At 47.7% G+C, this 24,348-nt stretch carries 18 protein-coding genes and 1 rRNA gene; 8 read left to right on the forward strand and 11 right to left on the reverse strand.

The features are described from left to right. A 5S ribosomal RNA gene (rrf, locus tag F5971_RS18850) occupies window positions 1–74 on the forward strand; the annotation flags it as partial. Window positions 75–343: 269 nt separating this feature from the next. Here rrf and rlmE read toward each other — a convergent pair. Continuing rightward, window positions 344–964 carry a 23S rRNA (uridine(2552)-2'-O)-methyltransferase RlmE gene (rlmE, locus tag F5971_RS16915; RefSeq protein WP_036511556.1) on the reverse strand — a complete coding sequence of 207 codons (621 nt, stop codon included), beginning with the start codon at window positions 962–964 and terminating at the stop codon, window positions 344–346. 162 nt (window positions 965–1,126) lie between these two features. Here rlmE and F5971_RS16920 point away from each other — a divergent pair, with 162 nt between their 5' ends. The 3 genes from F5971_RS16920 to F5971_RS16930 all read left to right on the forward strand — a co-directional run bounded on the left by F5971_RS16920 (window position 1,127) and on the right by F5971_RS16930 (window position 4,068). Beyond that, the gene (locus F5971_RS16920; protein ID WP_193496236.1) at window positions 1,127–2,752 is read left to right on the forward strand and encodes an NAD(P)/FAD-dependent oxidoreductase; all 1,626 of its coding nucleotides are present in this window, start codon (window positions 1,127–1,129) and stop codon (window positions 2,750–2,752) included. Beyond that, window positions 2,749–3,477, forward strand: coding sequence for a TrmH family RNA methyltransferase (locus tag F5971_RS16925; protein ID WP_193496238.1), 729 nt, complete (start codon window positions 2,749–2,751; stop codon window positions 3,475–3,477). The genes F5971_RS16920 and F5971_RS16925 overlap by 4 nt, the downstream gene beginning before the upstream one ends. A gap of 84 nt (window positions 3,478–3,561) precedes the next feature. Then, window positions 3,562–4,068, forward strand: a complete 507-nt coding sequence (locus F5971_RS16930; RefSeq protein ID WP_193496240.1) for a metal-dependent hydrolase — start codon at window positions 3,562–3,564, stop codon at window positions 4,066–4,068. Window positions 4,069–4,132: 64 nt separating this feature from the next. Here the strand turns inward: F5971_RS16930 and F5971_RS16935 are convergent, their stop codons facing one another. From F5971_RS16935 to hydA, 6 genes are all read right to left on the reverse strand, one after another. Continuing rightward, window positions 4,133–5,416 carry a ribonuclease J gene (locus tag F5971_RS16935; protein WP_193496242.1) on the reverse strand — a complete coding sequence of 428 codons (1,284 nt, stop codon included), beginning with the start codon at window positions 5,414–5,416 and terminating at the stop codon, window positions 4,133–4,135. Window positions 5,417–5,607: 191 nt separating this feature from the next. Then, window positions 5,608–6,612 carry an ABC transporter substrate-binding protein gene (locus F5971_RS16940; RefSeq protein ID WP_193496244.1) on the reverse strand — a complete coding sequence of 335 codons (1,005 nt, stop codon included), beginning with the start codon at window positions 6,610–6,612 and terminating at the stop codon, window positions 5,608–5,610. Window positions 6,613–6,649: 37 nt separating this feature from the next. Further along, window positions 6,650–7,606 carry an ABC transporter permease gene (locus F5971_RS16945; protein WP_223116353.1) on the reverse strand — a complete coding sequence of 319 codons (957 nt, stop codon included), beginning with the start codon at window positions 7,604–7,606 and terminating at the stop codon, window positions 6,650–6,652. Next, the gene (locus tag F5971_RS16950) at window positions 7,603–8,490 is read right to left on the reverse strand and encodes an ABC transporter permease (protein ID WP_193496246.1); all 888 of its coding nucleotides are present in this window, start codon (window positions 8,488–8,490) and stop codon (window positions 7,603–7,605) included. The genes F5971_RS16945 and F5971_RS16950 overlap by 4 nt, the downstream gene beginning before the upstream one ends. Before the next feature lie 10 nt (window positions 8,491–8,500). Then, complete coding sequence (locus tag F5971_RS16955; protein ID WP_223116354.1) at window positions 8,501–9,322, reverse strand: ABC transporter ATP-binding protein; 822 nt, start codon at window positions 9,320–9,322, stop codon at window positions 8,501–8,503. Between the two features lie 41 nt (window positions 9,323–9,363). Further along, window positions 9,364–10,803 carry a dihydropyrimidinase gene (gene hydA, locus F5971_RS16960; RefSeq protein WP_036511577.1) on the reverse strand — a complete coding sequence of 480 codons (1,440 nt, stop codon included), beginning with the start codon at window positions 10,801–10,803 and terminating at the stop codon, window positions 9,364–9,366. A gap of 428 nt (window positions 10,804–11,231) precedes the next feature. Between hydA and F5971_RS16965 the strand changes: the two genes are divergently transcribed. After that, the gene (locus F5971_RS16965; RefSeq protein ID WP_036511580.1) at window positions 11,232–12,467 is read left to right on the forward strand and encodes a Zn-dependent hydrolase; all 1,236 of its coding nucleotides are present in this window, start codon (window positions 11,232–11,234) and stop codon (window positions 12,465–12,467) included. A gap of 25 nt (window positions 12,468–12,492) precedes the next feature. Here F5971_RS16965 and F5971_RS16970 read toward each other — a convergent pair whose 3' ends face one another. Further along, on the reverse strand, window positions 12,493–13,155 hold the full coding sequence (locus F5971_RS16970) for a TetR/AcrR family transcriptional regulator (protein WP_051514436.1): 663 nt from the start codon (window positions 13,153–13,155) through the stop codon (window positions 12,493–12,495). A gap of 303 nt (window positions 13,156–13,458) precedes the next feature. Here F5971_RS16970 and F5971_RS16975 point away from each other — a divergent pair, with 303 nt between their 5' ends. Both F5971_RS16975 and preA read left to right on the forward strand, forming a co-directional pair. Continuing rightward, window positions 13,459–14,811 carry an NAD(P)-dependent oxidoreductase gene (locus F5971_RS16975; protein ID WP_051514437.1) on the forward strand — a complete coding sequence of 451 codons (1,353 nt, stop codon included), beginning with the start codon at window positions 13,459–13,461 and terminating at the stop codon, window positions 14,809–14,811. Window positions 14,812–14,828: 17 nt separating this feature from the next. After that, a complete protein-coding gene (gene preA / locus F5971_RS16980) occupies window positions 14,829–16,106 on the forward strand; it encodes an NAD-dependent dihydropyrimidine dehydrogenase subunit PreA (protein ID WP_193496248.1) in 1,278 nt (425 codons plus the stop codon). 157 nt (window positions 16,107–16,263) lie between these two features. Here the strand turns inward: preA and F5971_RS16985 are convergent, their stop codons facing one another. Next, window positions 16,264–17,118: a PA4780 family RIO1-like protein kinase gene (locus F5971_RS16985; protein ID WP_036511587.1), complete on the reverse strand. Its 855-nt coding sequence runs from the start codon at window positions 17,116–17,118 to the stop codon at window positions 16,264–16,266. Window positions 17,119–17,219: 101 nt separating this feature from the next. Further along, window positions 17,220–18,257 (reverse strand): NADP(H)-dependent aldo-keto reductase, encoded by a 1,038-nt coding sequence (locus F5971_RS16990; protein WP_193496250.1) that lies wholly within the window; start codon window positions 18,255–18,257, stop codon window positions 17,220–17,222. Window positions 18,258–18,444: 187 nt separating this feature from the next. Between F5971_RS16990 and F5971_RS16995 the strand changes: the two genes are divergently transcribed. Further along, window positions 18,445–21,879, forward strand: coding sequence for a mechanosensitive ion channel domain-containing protein (locus F5971_RS16995; RefSeq protein WP_193496252.1), 3,435 nt, complete (start codon window positions 18,445–18,447; stop codon window positions 21,877–21,879). 52 nt (window positions 21,880–21,931) lie between these two features. Here F5971_RS16995 and F5971_RS17000 read toward each other — a convergent pair whose 3' ends face one another. Next, window positions 21,932–24,169: an NADP-dependent isocitrate dehydrogenase gene (locus F5971_RS17000; protein ID WP_036511590.1), complete on the reverse strand. Its 2,238-nt coding sequence runs from the start codon at window positions 24,167–24,169 to the stop codon at window positions 21,932–21,934. Between the last annotated feature and the right edge of the window lie 179 nt (window positions 24,170–24,348).

The raw sequence follows: 24,348 nt of genomic DNA on the forward strand, positions 1-24,348 counted from the left end.
AACTCAGAAGTGAAACGCGTCATCGCCGATGGTAGTGTGGGGTTTCCCCATGTGAGAGTAGGTCATCGCCAGGCATTTATTTAGAGAAGCCCCTGATTCCATGAGTCAGGGGCTTTTTGCTTTTACACAATTTAAATTGAAATGAAAAAGAGTACCTTTGGGATGATTTTAGGAAAAACTCCTATATACACACCAAGGTGAATCGCTGAAAATAGCCTCAAGACAGAGTGCAAAGGATTGCGACAGCCCACAGGGAGTGGGCCTCTGTCTCCTTCAAGGAAGGTGTATGGCTGCAAGGACGCAGCTGCATGGATGCAAAAACACTCTCTATCAAATGTCTCTACTAAGATTTAAATCCCTTCGCAACAACAAATATCTCACGCGAGCGCGCTCTTGAAGCTTCTGGTTTTCGGACGACTACGCTTGTAAATGATTCACGTATGTCTTTGATGAATTCTTCATATCCTTCGCCTTGAAACACCTTGGCAACAAATGCGCCATTCTTCTTCAACACGCTTCGTGCCATATCTAAGGCCAACTCTACAAGATACATTGACGCAGCTTGGTCAGCGGATGCAACGCCACTAATATTGGGTGCCATGTCAGAAATGACGACATCAACAGGCTCTTCACCTATCGCATCCAGTATCTGTTGGAAAACGCTTTCCTCTGTGAAATCCCCTTGAATAAACTCGACGTCAGCTAGCGAATCCATTGGCAAGATGTCCGAGGCAATAACACGTCCGTTCGGTGCAACTAATTTAGATGCAACTTGAGACCAGCCACCAGGAGCAGACCCTAAGTCAACCACCAGCATTCCAGACTTTATGAGCTTATCTTTTTCGTTAATGCCGAGCAGTTTATAACTGGCCCTTGAGCGATACCCATCGACTTGAGCTTGCTTAACATAAGGATCATTGACATGCTCCATTAACCAACGACCACTGCTTTTAGAACGCGCCATAACCGAATAAAACCATCAAATTAAAAAGCGAATTGTACTCTGTCCATCCTTAATGAGCAAAAAGCTAAGGGTCTCGTCCATCGCACAGCCTGACTTTAGATAAAGGGACAGGTATAATCACGCACCTGTTTTGTTGACATTTTTACTTGCTGGAACCCCTTAATGATTCGTCTTATTGAGCTGTCGTTACCTCTTGATCATACTGATTTGGATTTGAAATCTGCCATTCTACGGCGCTTGAATATTTCCGAAGACAAGTTGGTTGATTACACGATTTTTAAACGCAGCTACGATGCACGAAAAAAGAATACAGAAATTCGCTTTGTCTACATTATTGATCTGACCACTGACGACGATGAACGTCTTCTGCAGGATTTTAAAGATGATGTTCATATTACCCGATCGCCTGATACTCACTATTATACTGTTGCGAATGCGCCTGCCAATTTAACGGAACGTCCTATAGTCGTCGGCTTGGGTCCTTGCGGTCTATTTGCAGCCTTATTGTTGGCGCAAATGGGGTTTAAGCCAATCGTTCTGGAGAGAGGTCGTGATGTTCGTCAGCGTACACAAGACACTTGGGCTTTATGGCGTAAAGGTGAACTGACTCCGGAGTCAAATGTTCAGTTTGGAGAAGGTGGGGCTGGGCTTTTTTCTGATGGAAAGCTCTATAGCCAAGTGAAAGATCCAAAGTTTTATGGTCGAAAGGTCATGTCTGAGTTTGTCAAAGCCGGGGCGCCAGACAATATTCTCTATGTTAACAAGCCACACATTGGCACCTTTCGCTTAACGGGTATAGTCGCAAAGATGCGGGAGGAAATCATCGCGCTCGGTGGTGAAATTCATTTCGAAGCGAAAGTAGCCGATGTTATGTTGGAAGACAATAGGGTGCAAGGCGTTCAACTGGCCGATGGTACTCAGTATTTCAGTCGTTATGTCGTATTGGCTTTGGGTCATAGCGCGCGTGATACCTTTCGCATGCTGCATGAAAAGCAAGTGTTTATTGAAGCCAAGCCCTTTGCCATTGGCTTTCGTATCGAGCATCCACAATCACTGATTGATCAGGCCCGCTTAGGTAAGTATGCCGGGCATCCAGAGCTTGGGGCCGCTGATTATAAACTGATTCATCATGCCAAAAATGGACGTGCTGTATACAGCTTTTGCATGTGCCCAGGCGGCACTGTGGTTGCAGCCACATCTGAGGTAGGGCGTGTAGTAACGAATGGCATGAGCCAATATTCTCGTAATGAGCGCAATGCGAACTCAGGTATTGTCGTGGGAATTAGCCCTGAACAGGATTTTCCAGGTCATCCACTTGCCGGTATTGAGTTGCAAGAGCGTTTAGAGTCTGTAGCTTACACCTTAGGTGGCAGTGATTATAAAGCGCCTGCCCAACTAGTGGGTGATTTTCTACAAGGGGTTCCGTCAACGTCGCTTGGCGGTGTAGAGCCATCCTATAAGCCAGGTGTTCATCTGTGTGATCTTGCTGCTGCCCTGCCAGAATATGTAATCGATGCCGTTCGCGAAGCCTTACCTGCTTTTGGCAAGAAGATTCGTGGCTTTGATCGCCATGACGCAGTGTTAACAGGCATTGAGTCTCGTACTTCATCTCCGATTCGAATCACTCGAGACGCAGAATCTTTTGAAAGTTTAAATACCCGTGGTTTATATCCAGCAGGTGAGGGTGCAGGCTATGCTGGTGGAATTCTTTCAGCCGGCATCGATGGCATTAAAGTGGCAGAAGCGGTTGCTTTAAAAATGTTACGAGACATGAGTGAATCTGCATGAAGCTGGACGATATCAAAAAACTCCATCAGAAGAAATATCGTTATGAATTCGGATATTGCCTTGTAGAAGGTGAGCATTTGATACAAGAGTTGCAGGCGGTTCATCAACAGCAGCCAACGTTGTCGTCGACTGAAATTTACGTAACCAGTGCCTACGAAAACTGGGACACGCCTTTTAAAAAGCATCTGATCACTTCAAAGCAAATGTTGGCAATATCCGATACTAAATCCCCACAAGGAATTGTGGCGGTTGTACCCATTTCAGCAATAGAACCGAAAGCTTCAAATGCTGATATCGGTATTTATCTGCACGAAGTGCAAGATCCTGGAAACTTAGGCACGATTTTACGAAGTTTAGCTTGGTTTGGCGGTTTTCGATGTCTATTGGCTCCAGGTAGCGTTGATCCATTTAACCCGAAAGTGATTCGTTCAAGCATGGGGGCTGTTTTTCACGTGCCGATCGAGCAAGACGTTTCAATTGCCGAGCTAAGCCAACGTTATCACACAATTGGTTGTTTGGATTTAAGTGGCAAAGGCTTGGACTCCAAGGAGTTCAAGGAGTGTGATTGTTATCTGTTTGGTAATGAAGCGCGCGGTATTCCGAAAGAATTAATCATGGATCTCAAAACCAACGTCTTCAGTATTCCAGGTAGCGGTGCGATTGACTCCCTAAATCTCGCCAGTGCTGTCAATATTTGCATTTACGAACGGCAGCGTCGTTCGTAGGCTATCGTTCGTCAGTCCTGTTGACTGCCCTCCATTTTCTAGGTTGTGCATTTAAACCTTCAGCCGTATTAAGGTTTGTTTTTTATGATGGGTTATTCTCACATCGTTGTTGGTGTTACCAGTTGGACTGTGGTTGGGCATCTATTCTCTATTCCTGTTGATCTTCCAACATTAAGTATGGCGGTTCTGGGTAGCTTGTTGCCCGACATTGATCACCCCAAGAGTATGATCAGTCGTCATTTCAGACCCTTTAAATTAGTCGGTCGGCTGATTCCACATCGAGGTCCAACGCATTCTTTACTGTTTATGCTGGTCTTAACGATTGGTTTGGCGATGGCGTATGAACGCTACGATGCCTATTATCAAAATTGGTGGATAGCAATATGGGTGGGGAGTGTTTCGCATCTTGTAGCGGATTGGATGACACGTGGTGGAGTGCCGCTTTTTTGGCCGAAAAAAACTCGGATCAGCATGCGCTTTGCTTTTTTAACGGGAAGCTGGCAGGAGCGATTGATCGTTGCGTGCTTGATGGCAGGGCTGTTTCTGTTTTATGCGGATGTTCTTCCTGAGCATTTGCTTAGCTCGTTTTAGAAAAAACGCGTAAACCCTCAAGATGCCCCAAGGATTCTTCCATTGGGGCGTGGAGCTGATAGTCTTAAGCATCAAGCGCAATGCGTCCTGTTGCAACCACTTGCCTACGAATCCCCGGTTGCGGAGCGATTAGGTATAAATCGCCATTTAAGCCAGCCAATTGAATGGGGACACCGTAGCTTTTTGCGAGCTGAGCATGCTTTTTAATGTGCTCAGCTTCACCATGCACGGGGATAGATATTTTGGGTTTTACCCAGGAATAAAGTGCTTTGAGCTCATCCTGACAGGGATGCCCTGATGCATGAATGCAATACTCAGCGCTTTCTGCCTGCAGGGTTTTAATCCCCCTATGTTTAAACTCTTTTACCAAGCGCTCAATTAACAGCTCATTGCCCGGAATAATAATGGAGCTGAAAATCACTGTGTCATCTGGCTCAAGCAATAGATCTGGGTGATGTCCCGATGCAAGACGGCTTAAAATAGCTCTGGGTTCGCCTTGGCTTCCTGTCGCGACGGCTAAGACTTCTTCTTTCGGCAAATAGCCCAAATGGCTTGAGTCGATTAAGATCAAATCCTTTGGCCAGTGCCCTGTGACTTTTGCTGCGCTCACCATATTTTGCAATGAGCGTCCTAAAACGGCCATGTAGCGTCCCGTCTGCTGTGCAATCCGTGCTAAGGAAATTAACCTGGCGATATTACTACTGAAGCATCCCACCACCACGCGCCCCTTAGCTTGCTCAACGACTTTTAAAAGACCCTCTGCACACTCTGCTTCGGATGCTGAATGCCCTTCACGAAGAGCATTGGTTGAATCACACACCATCGCCGTAATATCTTGTTGTCCAAGCTCTTCAAATATTTGAGGTGCGAAGGCTTTACCCGTAACAGGCTGCGCATCAATTTTCCAATCTGCCGTGTGAAAAATACGGCCTGCCTGGGTTTTGATAAGCAAACCGTATGGCTCAGGTATTGAATGCGTAATGGCTTTCCATTCAACAGAAAAGACACCTATTTGTTGAGGAGTCTGAGGATTGACTTCAATAATGGGAACCTTGCCCGCAAGCCCTGTTTCGGCCAATTTACGTCGTAGAATCTCAGCCGTAAAACGTGTTGTGTAGACAGGGCATTTAAATCGACGCCATAAATAAGGCAGAGCACCTAAATGATCTTCATGTGCGTGTGTGATGACGATGCCCGCCAGCCGATTAATTTGTTGGGCAATAAACTGCGGGTCGGCACAGACTCGGTCATGTAAGGTTGGATCTGTCTCAGAGAGTGGTGCTTTAAAGGTAAGGCCGCAGTCTACCATTAGCCATTGATGGTCATGACCAAAGAGGTTCAGGTTCATACCAATTTCACCTGTACCACCCAACGGCAGAAACCAAAGATCAGAGGCGTTAGGGACTAAACTATTAATACATAATCTCCTTTTATCGTTTGGCTATATTCTAAACCTCCAGTCGTAATATTTCATCAGATGTTTTAACGCACATTGAAAAGGCAAAGAAGGTGTGTGCTGCCTTCTTTGCCGCTTACGTGTTACAGGGTTTTTGCTTTCTCAAACACGACGTGAGTGTAAGCACCTGTTGGACGCTCGGTAATGACAGGGGTGGAGTCACTGTCTAACAACACATCTACGGTGCGTTCGAAAGCAGCAGGATCAAGATATCCGATGCCCATCTCTTGAGTGCTGAGCAGTTTAGCAACTTCTTGCATCATCCGAACTTGGTGAGCTTCTGTTTGAGCACCTGAGTCATCATTATCAAGTACGATCATCGCGGCCGCTTCAGGGTTTTCTTTTGCCCATTCCCAACCCTTGATAGTGGCACTTAAGAAACGCGCCAGTGCATCAACCTTCGCGTCATCCTCAAGGCTGGATTCCAAGACATACAAGCCATCTTCAAGGGTTGCAACACCTTCGTCTTCATATGGAAATAAAACCAAATGATCGGGTGTGAGCCCGCCGTCTAAGACTTGGCCGTATTCATTGTAGGTCATGGTGGAAATGCAATCCGCTTGGCCATTAAACAGTGGATCAACGTTAAAGCCCTGTCTAAAGACTCGCACACCCTCGGCACTACCGTCGGTTGCATAACCGAGCTTAGACATCCAACTTAAAAAGGGATACTCATTGCCCGAAAACCAGACACCCAGTGTTTTTCCTTTGAAGTCATCAGGGCTGCTGATCTCACTTGATTTAAGGCAGGTGAGCATCATGCCTGAGCGATCAAAAATTTGCCCGATATTGACGAGCGGTAAGCCTCGTTCACGTGTTGCCAGCGCAGACGGTAGCCAATCAACGACAACATCAGCGCCACCACCTGCTAAAACCTGTGCAGGTGCAATATCAGGTCCACCTGACTTGATGGTTAAATCAAGGCCTGCATCCTTATAAAAGCCTTGATCCAATGCGGCGTAGTAACCTGCAAATTGTGATTGCGTTACCCACTTTAACTGTAATGTAAGCTTATCATTGGCTTGAACAGTCAAAGCAGATGCCATAAATGCCAGTCCAACAGCGGTACTCATTAGATTTTTTTTCATGCTCTACACCTCTATAGTTTCTTGATTTACTGACAACTTAAGAACGTTTATCTCGAATAGACGGGTGCCAGAAGGTCACCCATCGTTCCAATAAGGCCAACGCGCCATAGCTTAATGAGCCAGCTAGAGCTGCGACAAAAATAGTGGCCCAGACCATATCCATATTCATGCGGCCCACTTCAGCGGATATTCGAAAGCCCATGCCCACAATGGGTGTTCCAAAAAACTCGGCCACGATGGCACCGATTAGCGCCAGTGTAGAGTTGAGTTTTAATGCGTTAAAAATAAAAGGCATGGCTTGGGGGAGTTGGCTTTTAAAAAAGATTTGGCTTTTTCCGGCGGCATAGGTATGCATAAGGTCCGCGTGCAGCGGATCAACAGACTTGAGCCCCGCTAAGGTGTTAATGAGCATTGGGAAAAAGGTCATGATCACGACGACCGCTGCTTTTGACTGCCAGTCAAAGCCAAACCACATCACCATGATGGGCGCAATGCCGATGATCGGAATCGAAGCCATAAAATTACCCAAGGGTAAGAGACCCTTTTGCAAGAAGGGACTGCGCACGACCCATTTAGCCGTGACAAACCCCAACCCACAGCCCATCAGATAGCCGGCAATGACCGCTTTCAAATAGGTTTGCTGAAAATCAGCCCACAGGGTTGGCAGATTGTTTAACAGCGTGCTCATAATGCGTGAAGGGGCTGGCATCAACACTAAGGGAACATTAAAACCACGAACAATGGCTTCCCAAAGCATCAAAACCATAAAGCCAAACAGTGCTGGCACAAGCAGTTGAGAGAACTTTGCCCCTGCTGAGCGAGAGGAGGTGATGTTTGCAAGTCGTTGCATTAAGTACACACATGCCATTACCGCTAAGGCTAGGAGTAAAAGCCAGAACCTCTGCTGGTAAAATCCGATAGGAAGTTGAAAGACCAATACCGACTGAAGACATACGCACACAAGTGCGGCAAGGGTAAGTATCCGAGTATTCATAGTACGGCCCCCCGTCTTTTTAAAATCCAGCGTTCAGCGAGACCAACCAGCGTTATTAAAAACCAGCCTAACAGCGCCGACATGATTAAGGCCGCCCAAATTTGTATGGTTTGACCGTAATAAGAGCCACTGAGTAAACGAGCCCCCAATCCTCCCTGAGCACCTGTCGGGAGTTCTGCGACTATTGCACCGACCAAGGCTGCTGAAATCGCAATTTTAAGGCTGGCAAATAGATAGGGTTGTGCCGAAAACCAGCGCAACTTCCAAAACATTTGCTGGGCACTGGCGTTGTAGGTCATCATCAGCTCCATGTGCAGTTTGTCTGCAGAGCGTAGGCCTTTAACCATCCCGATGGTCACAGGAAAAAAGGATAAATACATCGAGATCATGGCTTTAGGCAGTATGCCCGTTATGTTAATGGAGCCAAGCACCACCACTATGATGGGCGCTATGGCTAGAATGGGAACGGTTTGTGAGGCAATTACCCAAGGCATTAAGCTGGCATTGAGTGTTCGGTTATGCACGATGCCAACAGCAATTAAAATGCCAAGTATTGAGCCCATGGCAAACCCGAGAAGGGTGGAGTTCAATGTAATGATCGTGTGATAAAGCAAGGATCGCCGCGAAGTAATCGGCTGATTGACAATGCTGTTGTAAAGTTCGACGGCAATTTGGTGTGGGACGGGAAGCGGTGGGCGCGCTATGCCATACGCATTACGAACAATCTCTAGATACGTCCAGGGTTGTTGCGTGCGTTCGAGGGTCATAATCAGTTGCTGACCGTTCATCCACAACGCAGCCATATACCAGACAATCAATAGCGCCAGTACGACCACGGCCACAGCAAAGCCTGTGTGTTGTGTCAGTGACTTCAATCGCTGCATGACATCCTCCTTAATCCAGTTGATGGTCTTCAGCAAGTGCCTGACGGATTTCAGAGGCTAGCGCGTGAAAGGCATCGGTATCCCTCAAGGCAAGTGTTTTGTGTCGAGGTAGCGGGCTTTCTATGACCTTGACGATCCGCCCAGGTCTTGGCGACATAACCACAATATGCGTTGACAGTAAAACGGCTTCCGGAATGGAGTGGGTGACAAAAACCAGTGTTTTCCCAGTGGCCTCCCAGATTTTTAGCAACTCGATGTTTAAATGATCACGTGTGATTTCATCCAATGCCCCAAAAGGTTCATCCATTAATAGCAGCTCAGGTTCAAGGCAAAGTGCTCTTGCAATCGATGCACGTTGTTGCATCCCTCCCGACAGTTGCCAAGGAAACTTATTATGAAAGTCTTGCAGGCCGACCATCTGTAAGTACTTATCAATTTGTGCGTGTTGATGTGTTTTAGACTGCGCTGAAATTTCCATGGGTAGGGCACAATTGCTGCGGATGGTGCGCCAAGGAAACAATGCCGGGGCTTGAAAAACATAGCCATACATACGATTAAGGCGGGCATCATTTGGTGAAGTTCCCCCGACTTTTATTTCACCACTGGTTGCCTGTTCTAAATCGGCAATCACGCGCAGTAAGGTCGTTTTCCCACAACCGGACGGGCCAATAAACGAGACGAAGTCACCCTTGTGTATCGTGAGATTGATCTCAGACAGGGCATGGACGGGCGCATCATTTGCCTCGAAAATCAGTGAAAGGTTGTTAACCTCCACCATAGATCGACCTGAGGTCGTCGGTCGATTCATAACATCTGGGTGCAATGCATTCATGCTGAAATTTCCTAAACTCGTATCCAAAAAGCACGATTACCTTATCGAGTGACGGCTTTGGGCTGTTTATTGAGATTTTGCTTTTCGACAGCATCAAAAATGACGGGGAAGGCGGGACGTTTGATGTAGCGCCCAGCACCCCGCTCGGCGAACAGCTCACCCAGTTTATAAACAATTTTTCCTTGGCTGATGGTGTGGCTGGGCGCACCGACGACAGTCCGGCCTTCAAAAATGTTGAAATCGATATTTTGATGATGCGTTTTGGCCGATAAGGTATGGTGTTTGTTAGGGTCCCAGACCACGATGTCGGCATCCGAGCCCACTGCTATATGGCCTTTCTGCGGGTAAAGGTTGAAAATCTTGGCCGTGTTCGTCGAGGTCACCGCGACAAACTCGCTTTCGGTTAAGCGCCCTGTATTTACCCCAGAATCCCATAGCACCATGAGTCGATCTTCAATACCGGCTGTTCCATTTGGGATCTTTGAAAAGTCATCTTTACCGGCGGCTTTTTGGGGCTCACAAAAACAACAGTGATCGGTTGCCGTGGTTTGCAAGGTTCCACCCTGAAGGGCTTTCCACAAAACCTCCTGGTGACCTTTGGGTCGAAAGGGTGGGCTCATGACATGAGCTGCTGCAAATGCCCAGTCGGGGTGTTGGTATACACTGTCATCTAGCTCTAAGTGGCCAGCTAAACACTCACCATAGACACGTTGACCCTCGTGGCGAGCACGGGCAATTTCGTCAACCGCTTCTTTGCACGAAACATGTACAAGATACAAAGGTACGCCCAAGGACTGTGCAATCCGAATGGCCCGATTGGCTGCTTCGCCTTCGACTTCAGTGGGTCGAGAGAGTGGGTGTGCTTCTGGCCCTGTTAACCCTGCCGCTAAGAGCTTTTGTTGTAAATGATAGACGAGTTCACCATTCTCAGCATGGACGGTGGGCATGGCGCCGAGTTCTAAGCAACGATTAAAGCTATTCACCATGGTTTCGTCGTTCGCCATAATTGCATTTTTATAGGCCATAAAATGCTTGAAGGAGTTAACGCCTTCTTCCGTCACCAATGTCCCCATGTCTTCGTACACACTGTCATCCCACCAGGTGACCGCCACGTGAAATGAGTAATCAGCGGCAGACTTGGCCGCCCACTCGCGCCAAATATGATAGGCTTCCATCAGCGGTTGTTGCGGACTTGGGATGACAAAGTCGATGATCATCGTCGTACCGCCCGCTAAACCCGCTGCGGTACCTGTGTAAAAGTCTTCGCTAGCGACGGTGCCCATAAATGGCAGTTGCATATGAGTATGAGGATCAATCCCCCCAGGCATCACAAATTGACCCGTAGCATCAATGCACTCAGTTCCTTCCGGTATCGATAAATCCTTCCCTATGGCCAAAATTTTACCGGCCTCACAATACACATCGGCTTCAAAGCGTTGATCAGCGTTAACAACCGTACCGTTTTTAATTAGGACACCCATCGTTTTACTCCACTTCGTCAAACTCTATGCTGTTCGAATACGTCTGTAGCATTGAGGTATGTGTTGGTATGACAAAAGCAATGCAATTAACTGACCAAATGGACAGAAGTTTGATGAATATTTTTTAACTAAATGTTTTTTAGATAGATTTTGAAGGGTGTGCCTAATTATTAAAATGACGATGTTGGATGAGCTGTCTGAAAAACCTGCACAAATATGGGGCTTTCCTCGATAAGTGCGAGCGAAAAAAGTACAGATATGCAGCGTGAAATTCTGTATCAAGCCGTATTTGTATTCAAAATCAATTGATTGCTATGGGTAGAATAGGTGTTGTCCAATTGGTCAGGACTTTGCATGGTAAAAAGACACATTAAGGCAGTCGCCATATTTAGCGGCTATTTCTCCAAGTCAATGCAATAGGTGAGACAATGCAGGCGTATACAATTAACAAAGCGCGTTTATGGCAAAGCTTGATGGACATGGCCAAAATTGGTGCAACGGACAAGGGGGGATGCTGTCGTTTAGCCTTGACGGATCTGGATAAGCAAGCACGTGATCTATACATTCAGTGGGCAAAAGAGGCAGGATGTGACATCAAAATAGACCAAGTGGGCAATATTCGGGCGACCCGCCCTGGGACCGATAGCACGTTGCCGCCTGTCGGTACCGGCAGTCACTTGGATACTCAACCCACGGGGGGCAAGTTTGATGGTGTCTTTGGTGTACTCGCAGGCTTGGAAGTGATTCGGAGTTTGAATGATCACCAAATCAAAACACGGCATCCTATTGAAATATCTGTTTGGACGAATGAAGAAGGGTCAAGATTTGCCCCTGCCATGATGGGGTCGGGTGTCGTGTCTGGACGCTTCACCCTAGAGGAAATTCTCAATAAAACGGATGTAAACGGCGTTCGCCTTGGCGATGAACTGGAACGCATTGGCTATGCTGGCGCTGAGCCCGTCACTGGGCGAGCCTATAAAGCCTTTTTTGAGACTCACATAGAGCAAGGCCCTTATTTAGAAGCCGAAGGAAAAATGATTGGTGTTGTTACAGGCGGACAGGGGCAGCGTTGGTACGATGTCGAATTAACCGGCCAAGAGTCCCATGCGGGAACAACGCCCATGCACTTACGAACAGATGCCTTAACCTGTGCCTCATCACTGATTCTAGCGGTGCAGTCTATCGCAACAGCCAACAAGCCGGGGTGTGGCACGGTCGGCTATATGCAGGTGTTACCCAACTCTCGGAATACAATTCCCGGCAAAATAACCATGAGCATTGATCTGCGCCACCCAGAGGATCGGGCGCTTACGGTAATGGATGAAGCATTGAAAGCCAAGATTGAAGCACTTGAAGCCGAAACAGGAGTCAAGATAGCCCTGACGCCCATCTGGTACTACGCGCCAATTCCATTTGACCCTGACTGCATTGACGCCGTGCGCGAAGCAGCCAAAGCGCTAGACTATTCGCATATGGACATAATTGCTGGGGCTGGACACGATGCTTGTTACGTGTCTGACTTTGCACCCACCAGTATGGTCTTTACGCCCTGTTTAAATGGAATCAGCCACAATGAAATTGAATCAACAACCGCTGAGGAGTGTGAAGCGGGGTGCGCCGTATTGTTTAACGCCATGTTGACCCTGGCCCAAATAGAAGCATAACCCGCCTATATCGATCACCCCAGCGTCACACGGGATTGATGCCACAGCCTTTTAGCACCATCCGGACAAGGAAGTCCGCTCCATCATTAAAGTCTTGATCATCCAGCTCACTTTTACTGAGCAAAATGCAGCTTTGAACCTGAACATCGGCATAGGCTTGCGTGGATGACCACAGCATAAACATCAGATGTTCTGGGTGAACCGGATCCATCCATTTCTTTGCAATCCATTGTCGAAATACATCACAGGTTTTATCAAACTGCTCCTTTAAGTCAGTTTCTAATTGCTTGCGCAAAAAAGGCGCACCGTGCAACACCTCGGCGGCAAAGATTCTGGATGCATGCGGGTATTCTTTGGATTGACGAATTTTTTTAACGATATAATCTCGCAGCGCATCACGCGGGTGCTGCTCGGGTGTCATATCGTTCATGCTCAGCATCCAAATCTTTAGAATGTTGCTTAACACCCCCTGGTAAAGGGCTTCTTTGGTGTGAAAGTAATAGAGAATATTGGCTTTGGGCAAGCATGCTTCTTCAGCGATGGCCATAATCGTCGTGCCACTGTAGCCTCGTTCACTGAATAAACGCTCGGCGACGCGAAGAATGTGTTCGGAGTTGTCTTGTCGAACTTGAGCAAGACTGCGTCGATTGTGTTTGGATTTTGCGGTTGAGTCAGGGCGTTTACTCACAATAATTCACCGATAAAGTGCATGGTAATGGGTGGAGCGGTGTTCTATCTGCTTAAAAAGAGTGCAGAAAAAAAGCATGAGGGGCAAGTCATTCAGAACAAAAAATGCATAAAAAAATATCTTACATGAAATTTAAGATAATTTACTCATTCATTTTCAAGTGCTTATATCTTCCTGCTCTATCTTCTGACCAAATGGTCAGAAGTTGGCATAAGGTCTGCATCTCTTAAGATACAATGATCGTCAACCTACCTTAGGGTAGATATTGACGGAACAAAAAAACTGTCTTGGGAGCGCCTGTCAATGAGCCTGCAACCCCCGTTAATTTCGATTTCCCCAACACGGGAACTCAACGAACTGTTTAGTGATATCCATCCCCCTTTAACGCCACGCCAAGCCGAGCTTGAAAGTGCACGTTGTCTATATTGCTATGATGCACCATGCGTCAAGGCATGCCCTAGCGAAATTGATATACCGAGTTTTATTAATGCCATCCACCATGACAATATCGAGGGTGCTGCACAGACGATTTACTCAAGCAACATACTCGGCGGTACCTGTGCTCGTGTGTGCCCGACAGAAATTTTATGTGAACAGTCCTGTGTTCGTAATAAAGAAGCCGAATGTGCACCGGTTTTGATTGGTTTGCTTCAACGCTATGCGACAGATCATGCCCAATTTGAAGGGCATCCGTTCTCGCGTGAACCTGACACAGGCAAGCGGATTGCCATCGTAGGGGCGGGCCCTGCAGGTTTGAGTTGTGCGCATCGCTTGTCGATGAAAGGGCATCAGGTTGAGATTTTTGAAGCGCATGAGAAGGCCGGCGGGCTAAATGAGTATGGCATAGCACGCTACAAAATGACCCATGATTTTGCCGCCAAAGAGGTGGATTTTATTCTGGGTTTGGGCGGTATTACCCTGCATACAGGAACAGCCTTAGGTCGCGATGTGAGTCTGGTTGATTTGCAGGCTGAGTTTGATGCCGTCTTTTTAGCCATAGGTTTACAAGGGACGCGTCACCTGATGCTCGACAATGAAGACTTAGACTCAGTGCAAAATGCCGTGGACTATATTCGTGAACTGCGACAGGCCTCAGATCTGTGTGAACTGGATGTGCCGAAGCGTGCTGTGGTCATCGGAGCTGGCAACACCGCCATCGATATTGCTTGCCAATTAAAACGCTTAGGCAGTGAAGACGTCACATTGGTGTATCGACGAGGTGCTGAAAGCATGAGTGCGACGGGACATGAACAAGCGATTGCAAAAGCGCACGAAGTTCAAATCAAAACCTGGAGCAAACCCGAACGCTTATTAGTGGATGAAGCGGGCATGTTGATGGGAATGGAGTTTCGCTCTACGACACTGGATCAAGGAGAGTTGATCGATCTCGATACAACCTACTCAATACACTGCGATGCTGTGTTTAAAGCTGTGGGTCAAACACTGGTCCTGCCTGAAAATGAGACAGACCTATTAAGCCAGGTTAAATCAGGAAAGCTGGTCGTTAATTCTGAGTTCCAAACGGCAATACCCAAGGTCTATGCTGGTGGAGACTGTACGGCGATTGGGCAAGATTTAACCGTCGAGGCTGTGCAGCAAGGTAAACGTGCAGCTGAAGCCATCCATTCATCCCTCATATTAGCAGACAAGGCTTAAGCCGCAGGAGACGTACCATGGCGAATTTAAAAACGACATTTGCGGGTATTCAAGCCCCCAATCCTTTTTGGCTAGCCTCTGCGCCGCCAACCGACAAAGCCTATAACGTTGAGCGAGCTTATGAAGCTGGATGGGGAGGGGTGGTTTGGAAGACACTTGGTGAAGATCCTGCCGCGGTGAATGTGTCATCGCGTTACTCTGCGACCTACGACGCGAAGGGACAGGTGGTCGGCTTTAACAATATTGAGTTGATTACCGATCGCTCACTTGAAATCAATCTAAGAGAAATTGAAGCCGTTAAAAAACACTGGCCCGAACAGGCACTGGTTGTCTCTTTGATGGTGCCCTGTGTCGAGGACTCTTGGAAGCGAATTGTTAAGCTGGTCGAAGAAACCGGAGCGGATGGGTTGGAGCTAAACTTTGGCTGCCCACACGGTATGCCAGAGCGCGGTATGGGTGCTGCGGTAGGGCAGGTACCTGACATTGTTGAACAGGTAACGCGTTGGTGCAAGCTTCACAGTCGCTTGCCTGTGATTGTAAAACTTACCCCCAATATTACCGATATTCGCTTTTCAGCACGGGCGGCCAAAGCAGGTGGGGCCGATGCCGTGTCTCTGATCAATACGATTAACTCGATTACGGGTATCGATCTGGATCAGATGGTAGCAAGGCCAATTGTCGATGGTAAAAGTACCCATGGTGGGTATTGTGGACCCGCTGTTAAGCCCATTGCTTTGAATATGGTGTCTGAAATTGCGCGTGACCCTGCAACCTTTGGGCTGCCCATCTCCGGCATAGGGGGGATCAGTAATTGGCGGGACGCTGCCGAGTTTATTGCATTAGGGGCAGGTTCAGTGCAGGTGTGCACCGCTGCGATGATTCATGGATTTCGAATTGTCACCGAAATGAAAGACGGTTTGAGCCGGTGGATGGACTCGAAAGGGTATGAAAAACTGGAGGACTTTAGAGGTCTGGCTGTGGCCAATACAACCGACTGGAAATACCTCAATATGAATTATAAGGTGGTGGCGAACATCAATGATGACAGCTGTATTGGCTGTGGCCGCTGTTACATTAGTTGTGAAGATACCTCTCACCAAGCCATTGCCAAATTGCCACAGCCAGATGGAAGCAACCGTTACCAAGTGATTGAAGACGAGTGTGTTGGTTGTAATTTATGCGAGATTACCTGCCCAGTGTCGGCGTGCATTACAATGGAGCAACGTGAAGCAGACAAACCTTACTTGAGCTGGATTCACGATGAACGTAACCCTCATCGTGAGGTTGGGCATTAGGCGCTGACGGTTTTCCGCCTTAACGAAGGTTTACGCAGGTGTCAGCAAACTGAAGTTGAGGTATTGCCCCCCAGCTTGTTTCGTGATCAAAGTCGACGATAGCACCTCAAATCGAGGTGCTATCGTCACCTTTAGGGCAGTATGGAAGCTGTTGGTGCTAGTCTTCGTTGGCCGCTCGTAAGCGTTCCAAACGTTCCTGCTCTTCGGTCGTGGCGGCCTCGATGACACTCATTAATTCATCAACATCCGCCAGATCCTCACGCTCAGCAAATTGACCGGTCAGTTGGGATTCAGGCGTTAATTTTCCGGATTCGTATAAGTCCCACATCTCTTTAGCGTACTGCGTGGTTAGCAGTTCTGGCGCAAATTGACCAAAATATGCCCGCATATTGTTGACGTCACGTGCCAACATACGCTCGGCATTATTGTTTCCAGCAGCGTTCACAGCTTGGGGAAGATCAATGATGACGGGGCCTTCTTCATTTAATAGCACATTAAACTCAGACAAATCGCCGTGCACGAGACCTGCACAAAGCATCCGTACAATTTCTTTAATAATCTGTTCATGCCAGCGCAGTGCATCTTCTCGACTGAGGGTGACGTCATCAAGCCTTGGCGCAACATAGCCCTCTGCATCGGTAATCAGCTCCATTAGCAGCACGCCGTCAATAAAACCATAGGGTTTAGGAACGCGAACCCCTGCTGCAGCCAATTGGTAAAGGGCATCCACCTCGGCATTCAGCCATGCGTTTTCTTGCTCTTTTTGACCGTATTGTGTTTTTTTAGACATCGCACGTGCACGGCGGGTGTTGCGCACTTTACGGCCTTCTTGGTATTCAACGGCTTGTTTAAAGCTACGCTGCTTCGCTTCCTTAAACACTTTTGCGCACTGCACGTGATCGTTTGCGCGGACCACAAACACTTGCGCTTCTTTACCACTCATTAACTGACTGATGACTTCATCAATCATTCCATCTTCTACCAGAGGTTGTAATCGTTTTGGGACTTTCATCAATAAAATTCCGATAAAGCAGCCGAATCAAAAGCGTTGAGCGTCGGTGATTGAACACACCCAGCTTAACGCTTATCCGAGTTTAGTCGATTCATCCAAATTTATGGACATGGGTTGGGTTGTTGCAGATGAATCGCTTCAATGTCCCCAAGCACCTCTGTCGACAATACAATATCAGCCGACTCAATATTTGACTTCAATTGCTCAAGCGTAGTGGCACCAATAATATTGGCTGTCACAAAGGGGCGATCATTTACAAATGCCAATGCCATTTGCGCAGGGTCTAGGCCATGGCGTTTTGCGATTGCAACATAGGCACGTGTTGTACTTTCAGCGCGCTCAGATGTGTAACGCTTAAAGCGCTCATAAAGGGTTAAGCGTCCCTTGGCAGGGCGTTGGCCATCGAGATACTTACCACTCAGCACACCAAAGGCTAAGGGTGAGTAGGCAAGAAGGCCTAGGTTTTCACGTATTGACATCTCGGCCAGCCCCACCTCAAACGAACGATTAAGCAGGTTGTAGGGGTTTTGAATGGACTGAATTCGCGTCAATTCCAGCTGATCACTCAGGCGAAGATACTCATGCATTCCCCATGGGGATTCATTGGAAATACCGATATGACGAACTTTGCCACTTTTGACGAGCTCATTGCAGGCGCTAAGCGTCTCTTCAATCGAAATCGCATCGGGTGATTCTTGATGTTGATAGCCAAGTTGACCGAAAAAGTTGGTGTGGCGTTCCGGCCAGTGCAGTTGATAAAGATCGATATAGTCGGTTTGTAAGCGCTGAAGGTTGTCATCCACCGCCGACAAAATATGCTCTCGCGACAATCTAGGCCCGTTGCGCAGATAGTGAAAGGATTCGCCAGGGCCTGTGACTTTAGTGGCTAAGACAATTTTATCTCGAAGGCCGCGTTTTTTTAACCAAGTGCCTAGAAACCTTTCGGTCTGGCCTTGTGTCTCAGGTCTTGGGGGAACGGGGTACATTTCAGCAGCGTCAACAAGATTAATGCCCAGGTCCCAAGCCATGTCCAATTGCTCGTGAGCCTCTGACTCAGTATTTTGCTCACCCCATGTCATGGTGCCCAATGCAATTTTTGAAACGCGGAGATCAGTTTTGCCTAATTGTCTATATTCCATACGGCCCTCGGTAGCGGTTTCCCTAGACGAATATCAATGATTGGCTTGAAAGGTTTGCTTGCTGACCTGTCAACTCATCATAAGCCTGAGTAGAATACCATATCTTGTTCAATCAATAACGAACGAGCCTGAGTCTAACAGACAAAAACAGTTGGTTAAAATGCCCCTAGAAGGTTTAAAGACAAAAATGCAGTCCCCCTTTAAGTACGTATCACGTGTGCTTTGTGCTTTATTAATGTGTGTATTGCTGAGTTATTCACTCACTGCAACGGCTAATCAACCCAGTCATGAGGTGCGTTTAGTTGAATCTCAGCAAGGGTTAACCCAGGCGCTCGAAACGCTGGATGAGCGACTCGCACCGATGCTTTCAGTCATCGACGACACTGAAGCGAAGCAGTGGTTAGCAACGCCTTTGTCAGAGTCACTTGAACAGTTAAAACAAGCCAGCGAGACCACGGAAGAGCAGAAACAAGCGCTTCAGGCAGCAGCAGACATTGAAAAATCATCAACGGAACGCTTGCTAGGGGCATTGGAGCGAGTTGACGTTGCGAAAAATATCAACGAGCGCAGGCGGGTCCTCGAAGAGCGCATTGCTGAGTTTGAGTTACAACTGCGTCAGTTACCGCAAACACAAGAGCAAATGAGTTTATCGGATATCGAATCGCGTATGTCCGAACTTAGGGTCTTGCGTGATCAGCTTGCACAAGATACTGAGCAAAAGCAGCAATCCTTGGGTCGGCTGGAGGAGCAAACACGAACTCTTGCTACGCAATTATCGGATCTATCCCGTGAGCTATTAACTCGACACCCCACGGATCTTCCCCTTGAAGGGCTTAGTCCGATCGAGGAGTTGGTTAAGCAGGTAGATGATCGTCGGCGACAAGCTCGTCTCTTGAGTTTACGTCTTGATCAGCAAAGCGTAACCCCAAGAATTGAGCTTCTCAAGCTTGAGATCCTCGCACAAGAATACCAAAGTGTATTACTGGCTGAATTGCTTCGTCAGTTGGAAAATGAGTTTAATCTTCGAACGTCTGAAGAAATCAGAGAGCTGAATACCCAGCTGGTGCGTTTAACCGAGCGTGACCCTCAAGTGCTGCTTGATTTTCCTGATGAGATTCAGGACTTACGCAAACGTATTGATCAGATTGCAGTGAACTATGAAGTGACGCGCAGCTTACAGCAGCGACGTGATGAGTACACCCGACTCCATGAGGGCTTACTGCAGACGCTAGCAAGTGTTCAAGAGCGCCTGGAAGTCAGTGGGCTAACCGATGCCTTGGGAGTTCAGTTCTTAGAGGAGCAGCGACGGCTCAATGACTTAAAAGAGCAAAGGGGCGTTGTCCGTGATTTAGAACGGGAGTTAGCTCAATCGCGGCTCAGAAGTATCTCCTTGCGTGACGAGATACGCTTGGCTCCCTCCGTACAGTCAATCTCAGTAGAGGCAACCGCACAGCGGCAGCTGTCGACGTTGCGGCGTGACATCTTAAATGCACAGCTGATGTCTGAGCAGCAGTTGAGTGAGCAGTTACGTCAAAATGAAGAGCGTCTGAAAATTCTCAACACCGTGATTGATCAGTTAGATCAGACCTTAAAAGAAAGCTTACTCTGGTGGCCCAGTCACTCAGCAATGAGTCTTGAATGGGTTCGGAGTCTGCCGGCGGCACTTGTCCAGCTGCTTGATCCTTCCGTTTGGTCGGGTATTTTCAGTTCACTCTACCTAATGCTGATTTATAACCCGCTGCTCAGTGCGTTAACACTGATTGCTGTCTTGGGAGTTTACCTGTGGGGGCGGCGTGCTAAAGCGGAATTAGAGGCTTTGGCCGAACAAGTTTCGCATCGCTATACCGACAACATCATGCTCACGTTAAAAGCCATAGGTTGGAGCTTATTGCGTGTTTTACCCATACCGATGTTGTTGTTTTTAAGTGCATTTAATTTGCGACGTTTGGATGAGGCTGTTTTATCCAATGGCGTTCAAGTTCTGGGCAGCGTCCTGAACAGTACCGCTGCTTGGTGGTTGGCCGGTCATTTATTCCTGTTGTTCACCTCCGAAAAGGGTGTCGGACGTGCTCACTTTAAGTGGGACCCTATTTTATTAATACGTTTGCGTCGTAGTTTGACTTGGTTTTTACCGGTGCAACTGCTGCTGATTATCTTTTTGGCTCTGGCGTTTGGACATCCGAGTGAGTTGGTTTACGACGTCTTTGGGCGCTTAGGCTTGTTCTTAGTGGTGTTCTTAAACGGTTTGATAGCCTGGCAGGTGTTGGCGCCGACCACACAGACCTTAGAAGGGTTTTTAGCCAGTAAACAACGCAAAGTGCTGCGTTTCGGATTCCTTTTAGGAACCTTAGCCCTGCTGGCATTGACCTTTGCCGGTTACTTATTGACGGTCGGTGAGTTGCTGCCCAAGTTGGTTGATACGCTGATGATGTTAAGCCTTGTGTGGCTTGTGCATTGTATTGCAGCAAGAGCCCTCATACTCAGCGAAACACACCTCAGGCTCAAACGTTTCCGTGAGCAAAAGGCCAAACAAGAGGCAGAAGAACCAAGCAATGTTGTGGGAGAAGGGGCGATAGAGCTGCCAGAGCAGCAGTTGAGCATTGAGCATATTAGTCAGCAAACGCGGTCATTGTTAAGAACGTTTACCTTCACGGGCCTAGTGTTTGTACTGTTTTTGGTATGGGCAGATGTATTGCCGGCACTGACTTGGTTAGATGGTATCACCCTTTGGTCACGCATCACTGTTGTAGGTGAAGCCGAGTTACTTAGTCGAGTGAGTTTGCAGGACTTTATGCTGGCACTATTGCTGGCCGGCGTCTTTACCTTGGCTTCGCGCAATTTGCCGGGCTTAGTCGAAATTCTCTTGGCGCGCAGTCACCTCATGGAAGCCGCCCACAGCTATACCGTGACGACCTTACTGCGTTATGCCATTACGGTGGTGGCTGTTGTCACCATTTTCTCGCTGTTGGGATTGCGATGGAGTGAGTTGCAGTGGATGGTGGCTGCATTAACCCTAGGTTTGGGATTTGGTCTTCAAGAAGTGGTGGCCAACTTTGTCTCGGGTCTGATTATGCTGTTTGAACGTCCGGTTAGGGTGGGCGATACCATCACAATTGGTGAGTTCAGTGGCACGGTCGCGCGTATTCGGACACGGGCAACAACCATTATCGATTGGGATAACCGCGAAATCGTGGTGCCGAATAAAAACTTCATCACTGAGCGCTTGATTAACTGGACACTATCGGACAATGTGACACGCCTTGTGTTACCCATAGGTGTTTCCTATAGCTCAGATCCAGAACAAGTGATGGAGATTTTATTGCAGATTGCGAATGAGCACCCATTAACCTTGGAAGATCCTGCGCCTTCCGTGTACTTCACGCGTTTTGCTGACAGTACTTTAAACTTCGATCTGCGAGTCTACGTCTGTCAAATGTCAGATCGCTTGGTGACGACCAGTAATTTGAATGTGGCAATCCTAAAAGCCTTCCGTGAAGCCAATATTGAGATTGCCTTCCCGCAAATGGATATTCATATTCGAGATGTTCCGAGAGAGATGCAGCCGCCTATTGAAACACGGAAGCCTTGGCAAAAAGGCATAAAAAAGCCGAATCTAAACTAGATTCGGCTTGAGTGGCTGAGATGCCTGGCGAAAGCTAGGCATCTTGCGAGCATTAAGCGGCTTTGAAATTCGCCAGAATGCTGTTGAGTGTAGCGCTTGGGCACATGACAGCAGATGTCTTCGCAGCATCTGGATGGTAGTATCCACCGATGTCCACTGGGTGTCCTTGAGCGTCGCTCATTTCTTTTAGAATAGTATCCTGATTGTCGGTCAACGCTTTAGCTAAAGGCTCAAAGCGTGCTTTCAACTCAGCGTCTTCATCCTGTGCTGCCAACTCTTGAGCCCAGTACATGCCTAAGAAGAAGTGGCTGCCACGGTTATCCAACTCGCCAGTTTTGCGTGAAGGAGACTTGTTGTTTTCCAGCAGTTTCTCGGTGGCGGCATCCAACGCTTTACCGAGTAGCTGAGCTTTCGGCAGGTTTTCTTTGATGCCTAGCTCTTCTAAAGATACGGCAAGGGCCAAGAACTCACCTAAAGAATCCCAACGCAGGTGGTTTTCTTGAACCAACTGCTGAACGTGCTTAGGCGCAGAGCCGCCTGCACCTGTCTCGTACATTCCACCGCCAGCCAGCATCGGAACGATTGACAGCATTTTTGCAGAAGTGCCGAGTTCCATGATTGGGAAGAGGTCTGTGAGGTAGTCGCGCAATACGTTACCGGTAACAGAGATCGTATCCATGCCACGAATCAAACGTTCCATGGTGCGGCGAATCGCAGGAATGTAAGACATGATACGAATATCAAGACCGTCGGTATCGTATTCTTTCAGATACTCTTCAACCTTAGCGCGTAGCTCTCTATCGTGAGCACGTTCTTTATCCAACCAGAAAATAGCAGGCGTGTCTGATTGACGTGAACGTGTAACGGCCAATTTAACCCAGTCACGGATCGCTGCATCTTTAGTTTGGCATGCACGCCAAATGTCACCTTTTTCAACCTGATGTTCCATAATCAGTGAACCATCGGCAGCGTTTACGATTCTCATCGTGCCGTCAGCGGTCATTTCAAAGGTTTTATCGTGCGAGCCGTACTCTTCGGCTTTCATGGCCATCAAGCCAACGTTGGGCACAGTACCCATGGTTGTTGGATCGAAAGCGCCATTGGTTTTGCAGAAGTTGATCATTTCTTGGTAGATACGTGCGTAGGTGCTCTCAGGCATAACCGCTTTTGTATCTTTAGGCTTGCCGTCTTGTCCCCACATTTGACCAGAGTTACGGATCATGGCAGGCATCGACGCATCGACGATAACATCGCTTGGGATGTGAAGGTTAGTGATGCCTTTTACCGAATCAACCATCGCCATTTCAGGACGGCCCGCATAGCATGCGTGGATATCTTCTTCGATTTCTTCTTGCTTAGAGTGTGGCAGCGTTTTGATTTTGTCGTAAACACTGCTTAGACCGTTGTTCGGGTTAACGCCCAGATCTTTGAACAGCTCTGCATGTTTTTCGAACACGTCTTTGTAAAAAACGGTCACAGCGTGGCCGAACACGATCGGGTGAGACACTTTCATCATGGTGGCTTTAACGTGTAAAGACCACATAACGCCTGTTTCTTTGCAGTCGTTCAAGGTGTCTTCAAAGAAATCACGCAGTGCTTTAGCACTCATGAACATTCCATCTAGCACTTCACCTTTCAACAGGTGCAGTTCTTTTTTCACAGTAACGGTGCCGTCTTTAGCAACAAACTCGATGCGCACGTCTGTGTCATCTTGCATGGTTGTTGATTTCTCGCTGGAGTAGAAATCACCGCCTTTCATGTAGGCAGCGTGTGAGCGAGATGCAGGGCTCCATTTACCCATGGAATGTGGGAATTTGCGAGCAAAGGCTTTAACCGCTGGTGGAGCACGACGGTCAGAGTTACCCTGGCGAAGTACAGGGTTAACGGCGCTGCCTAAAATCTTGCTGTAACGATCACGGATTTCACGTTGCTCAGCGGTAGCGGGCTCGTCTGGGAAGTTTGGAATGTCGTAACCTTGAGACTGAAGTTCAGCAATAGCGGCCTTGAGTTGCGGAATTGAGGCGCTGATGTTCGGTAGCTTTATGATATTTGCTGAAGGGTCTAGCGTTAACTCGCCCAGTTCTGCGAGTGTATCCGTTACACGTTGAGACTCGGTTAATCTTTCGGGGAAAGAGGCAAGGATACGTGCCGCTACGGAGATGTCACTGGTTTCTACACTGATTTCAGCTGCAGCTGTGAAAGTTCTAATAATGGGAAGAAGAGAAAAGGTTGCAAGAGCTGGAGCTTCATCAGTAAGCGTATAAATAATTTTCGGACTTTTTTCTGTCATTTTATTCCCCAAGTTGCATGGCTGAATGGCCTTCGTCTTAATGCGAAGGTGTCTGTTATGATCAAAGTAGCCTGATTTTATTCTTTTTTAGTAAAAAAACTACAAGGATATTGTAACTAACTACAGGTAAATTTTATACGCTAAGAGTATAGACGTTGGACTAAAGTCAGTACAGAAGC

Source organism: Nitrincola alkalisediminis (assembly GCF_009821115.1).
In the GTDB taxonomy this organism is placed as follows: Bacteria; Pseudomonadota; Gammaproteobacteria; order Pseudomonadales; family Balneatricaceae; genus Nitrincola; species Nitrincola alkalisediminis.